Annotated in this window: 5 protein-coding genes; 1 reads left to right on the top strand and 4 read right to left on the bottom strand. The window is 57.7% G+C overall.

The window, feature by feature from the left end:
* Positions 1–226 precede the first annotated feature (226 nt).
* The 4 genes from HUJ17_RS09875 to HUJ17_RS09860 are packed head-to-tail and all read right to left on the bottom strand — an operon-like array spanning position 227 to position 2,303.
* Positions 227–619: a DUF4345 domain-containing protein gene (locus HUJ17_RS09875; RefSeq protein ID WP_290510536.1), complete on the bottom strand. Its 393-nt coding sequence runs from the start codon at positions 617–619 to the stop codon at positions 227–229.
* A 51-nt stretch (positions 620–670) separates the two neighbouring features.
* A complete protein-coding gene (locus HUJ17_RS09870) occupies positions 671–985 on the bottom strand; it encodes a cytochrome C oxidase subunit IV family protein (protein WP_290510535.1) in 315 nt (104 codons plus the stop codon).
* Positions 986–996: 11 nt separating this feature from the next.
* Complete coding sequence (locus HUJ17_RS09865) at positions 997–1,614, bottom strand: cytochrome c oxidase subunit 3 (RefSeq protein WP_290510534.1); 618 nt, start codon at positions 1,612–1,614, stop codon at positions 997–999.
* A complete protein-coding gene (locus HUJ17_RS09860) occupies positions 1,611–2,303 on the bottom strand; it encodes a hypothetical protein (protein ID WP_290510533.1) in 693 nt (230 codons plus the stop codon). The genes HUJ17_RS09865 and HUJ17_RS09860 overlap by 4 nt, the downstream gene beginning before the upstream one ends.
* A 483-nt stretch (positions 2,304–2,786) precedes the next feature.
* On the opposite strand from HUJ17_RS09860, the gene HUJ17_RS09855 reads away from it, so the two are divergent.
* Positions 2,787–3,758, top strand: coding sequence for an AraC family transcriptional regulator (locus HUJ17_RS09855; RefSeq protein ID WP_290510532.1), 972 nt, complete (start codon positions 2,787–2,789; stop codon positions 3,756–3,758).
* Positions 3,759–4,058 lie beyond the last annotated feature (300 nt).

Here is a 4,058-nt window from a genome sequence, read left to right as displayed (position 1 = left end):
GGTGTGCATACCATGTTGACGGTGCTGGCCGGCGGCGAGGTGCCGGAACTGATGGCGTGCGGACTCCGTGAGGTGATGGAAGCGGCGGCGTTTCATCGGGATGCGTTTGAGGAGGAATAGACACCACTGACGCTTGACCGCCTCACCATCGTGATTCGCAGTGCACAGGCGTTTGCCCATGGGCGGCAAGGTTCAGCGTTATCGATAGTATCGGGCGCAAGCGGCTTTATGGCGTGTGATGTTCATGCATTAAAACCAGTAATGCCGCAGAGCCGATAATCACTTCAAGGGAAAGGTAGACCACCATAAGCCAGTGGGGCATGCCGTCAACGGCGATACTCAACAGCCTGCCGGTGGCCAGGCTCAGCATGAACAGCGCTAGCGTCACTAACGCAAATGGCTTCAGCTTCGGCAGCCAGGCGCCCGCCAGCCAGAACAGCAAATTCCCGAGATACAGGCCCATGACGGCTCGGTAAATGTGGGTGCTGTTCACGTTCGCCACCTCAATATCGAACAGATAGTCGAGCGTGGTAGCCGGAAACGCCCCGTAGGACAGGGCAATCGGCAACAACCCCACGGCGGAAAGCAAAAGCAGTATTCGTCCCGCATCAAATCGCATCTTCATTCCTCTCTGAGACCGTAAAAATTCTGTCCTTGGTCGCTGTGCCGGCTAGGCGGCAAAGCGCTGTGCCAGGTCAACGCTCCAGTCGGGGAACGCCATCATGGCAGTGGCGACGCCGATGGCGATGATCACCCAGGCACTGCACACCCCCTTCAACCAGAGCGGTGCACCACTGACCTCCATATACGCGAACATCACCAGAAAGGCTTTCAGGCCCGTCAGCGCAGCGATGGCGCCAAGCACATAAATGGAAGCCGGCTGGGTACTTTCCAGTGCTGATACCAGGGTGATCAGGACCAGCGCCAGCCACACAACCAGCACCGGCCTGAGGGCGCGCACGCGGTTACCTATCAAATGGCTCATCATGTCGACCCTCAGCTAGCCAGATAAATCAGGAAGAACAGCACGATCCACAGCAGATCAACCAGATGCCAGAACACCCCGATGCCTTCTAGGAAGGCCACATCACGCTCACCGGGCGGGGTATTGGGCTGCAGCTGACGGCAGCGACGAATCACCAGCAGCAGTGCCCCGATGCCAACCAGCACATGCAGAAGGTGGATGCCGGTGAAGACAAAGTAGTACATGAAAAAAACATTATTGAGGGCACTGGCCCCGGCCAGGATGTGCTGGCTGTACTCCACCACCTTCAGGACAACGAAGGTGCCCCCCAGGGCTGCGGCCAACTGGTAAGCGCGCCGGGCCGCTGTGCCCTGGCCCTGGCGGACGAGGGTCAGCCCGGCCGCCACGGCGGCGGAACTGGTGATCAGCACCAGGGTATTGGCCAGCCCGATCGCCCAGCTCATCTGGGCGCCACCCTCCGCGAAGAGGGCTGGCTGGCTGGCGTGGTTCCAGCCCCAGATGGCGAAAAAGAGCCCGAAAATGACCAGATCCCCAAGGATAAAGATCCACAGCTCGGCTTCGCCGGGGATATGGGGAGGCTTGCGCTCACCGGCACCCATGGCGGAGCTGTTGATACCTGGCTGGTTCATGAGAAATGCTTGCGCACAACCGGCACCAGAATGAACGGTGTGAGCAGGAAGTAGATGATGAAGATGATGGCCGGAATCCAGAAGCCAATAATGCCATCCCAGGCGAACGGACCGTCCTTGAAGAAAAACACCAGCAGCTCGGGCAGATAAAGAATGGCGGCCCACAGGTTAAAGTAGCCGAACCAGCGCGGGATCATCGGATTCTCCCGCGGGCTCTGCACCAGGATGGCATAGGCACTGAGCGCCCAGACCCCCAGAAACATGGGGATACCGCCCATGAACTGAAGGAACGCATAGTCACTGGCATATTGGACAATTTCCGGCGCGCGATCGGGGCGGAAGGCCGCCAGCGCGAACGAGAACGGGGTATAAAAGTTCATCACCAGATAGGTGGCCAGGGTGAACCCTATCATCAGGGTCACCATTCCCACTCCGCCCTCAATCTTGCGGATAATCATTACCAGCAGGGCCGATACCGGCAACAACGCCCAGGTCGAACACATCATGAAGACACTGGCCAGCATCAGGATCACATGGCGCTCTTCAAAGATCCTGGCGACTTCGGCAGCGTTGCGGGTTGGCGCAATGGGGGGGAAGAAGTGGGCGAGAACCAGCCAGCCCATGCCGAATAGCATCAGGTATACCAGCCCGCACCAGGCGGCGCCGCGCTCCAGAAATCGATGGTTCACTGTCTGTCTCCTGCCATGATGTTGAAAAGGGTCTATATCCGCCAGCCACATTGCCCGGCGCCATAGACGGCCTGACATTAGACAGGAGAGCGGGTTGGCATTTGTCGCCGATGCTTGTCTTTTGTCGCCAATTTGCCGTGGCGAATGGTGTGTTCGCATCATCCGCAGCAGTCAGCCATCGACGGCATTTTTCGGAGACGGTTCGCCCAGCGTTCGGTGTTAACCTTGTCCTTGCGGCGGCGGGATATGAGGCGTCATCCCAAATTTGGCCGGCACGGTCAAACGATGGCGCCCAGAGTCAAACCGGTTCCTTTTCAATACCGGTGGTCTCTTCTATCCGATGAGGCTTGGGTAATGGTTTGTGGGCAGGTCAGCCGTGAAAGGCGGCCTGTATCGGCCTGTTAAGGCATGAAGGGGAAAATGAACAAAGACGAGGCAGCACTGCGGTTTCCCGGTTATTTTCTGGAAACCTTTGAATCCATCGTGCAAGCCGGGGGCGGAAGCGTCCGGCAAGCACGTGTCGCCTGTCATTTGCCAGAACAAGGCAGCCTTGATTCGTTGAGCCTGACGCAGTTCAAGGAAATCCTGCGGCAAATTCTGCGCTTCACGAACCGCAAGGAGCCGGCATCGTTGCAGCTACTGAGGCATATTCCCGTCACCGCCCACGGCATGATCAGTGTGGCGGCCATGACAACAGAGACACTGGGGCAAGCCCTGGATGTGGCACTACGCTATTTCCCCCTGATTCTTCCTACTCACGAACTGTATAGGGTAACGGTCGGCAATGAGGTGCAGGTGCATATCCAGTGTCTGCATGCGCTGGGCTCGCCGTTTGATGAGATCCTGACGGAAATTATCCCCAGTGACCTGTTTCAGATGGTCAGGCTCTCTAAACAGACAGACACAGCAACCCCAAAGGCGGCTTCTAATGGGACTATCCACTTTGCCCATGAGAGTGACTTTGAGCCGGAAGTCTACCAGCGCTACTTCAACGCAGACGTTGAATTTGGCTGCCCGGAGACATTCTTCTCGGTTTCCCGCAACACCCTGGCGCGGCCCCTGTTCACCCGTAATCGGAGCACCCATGATGTTGCGGTGTCAGCGCTTGAATCCCGATTAGCGCAGGCCGAGCAGGATCAGCCCATTACCCGCAAGGTTCGGCGTTTCATCAGCGTTTCGATGCTCAGTAAAAAGGTCCCGGATGCGGCTACCGTTGCAGAGGCGCTGGCGATGTCACAACGGACCCTGACACGGCGACTCAGTGAGGAAGGCAGTAGTCTGGTCGCCTTGCTTGAAAGCGTGCGTATCGAAAAGGCCGAAGGCCTGTTGCTGGGCAGCAACTTGCCTTTGGGGCGTATCGCAAGGGAGCTGGGTTACAGCGACTTATCGTCGTTTTCCCGGGCGTTCAAGCGTGTCAAAGGAATCGCACCCAGCAAATTACGCGACCCCGGCTAACGGGCAAAGAGCTGATCCCATTGTTCGAGCGAACCTGTCGCCTTACAGGTTTAACTGGCTAAATCCGTGTCAGCCTCAGCCGGCCCGGCTGCCAAGTCTTTCCAACTGACGGTTATGACTCCGGGACAGCAGCAGCAGAGTGCTGATAGCTTCCAGCAGAGCTATATCCGACTGCGTATCCCAAACATAACCCCTTCTCGTTCTTGAGCTTTTCATGGTGGCAGCTGTGAATGGCAGACCGTTTCATAACTCAGCCCCGCACAAAGCGAGGGGTGGGAATAAGGGGGGGGCGGCATTGAC

The organism is Alcanivorax sp. (assembly GCF_014762765.1).
GTDB lineage: Bacteria > Pseudomonadota > Gammaproteobacteria > Pseudomonadales > Alcanivoracaceae > Alcanivorax.
The sequence above is the reverse complement of the archived record's forward strand: the minus strand, read 5'-3'. Positions and strand labels throughout refer to the sequence as shown.

Excerpts from the sequence above, each read along its gene's own strand:
- HUJ17_RS09875 (WP_290510536.1), bottom strand. The coding sequence starts at position 619 with ATGCGATTTGATGCGGGACGAATACTGCTTTTGCTTTCCGCCGTGGGG.
- HUJ17_RS09865 (WP_290510534.1), bottom strand. The coding sequence starts at position 1,614 with ATGAACCAGCCAGGTATCAACAGCTCCGCCATGGGTGCCGGTGAGCGC.
- HUJ17_RS09870 (WP_290510535.1), bottom strand. The coding sequence starts at position 985 with ATGAGCCATTTGATAGGTAACCGCGTGCGCGCCCTCAGGCCGGTGCTG.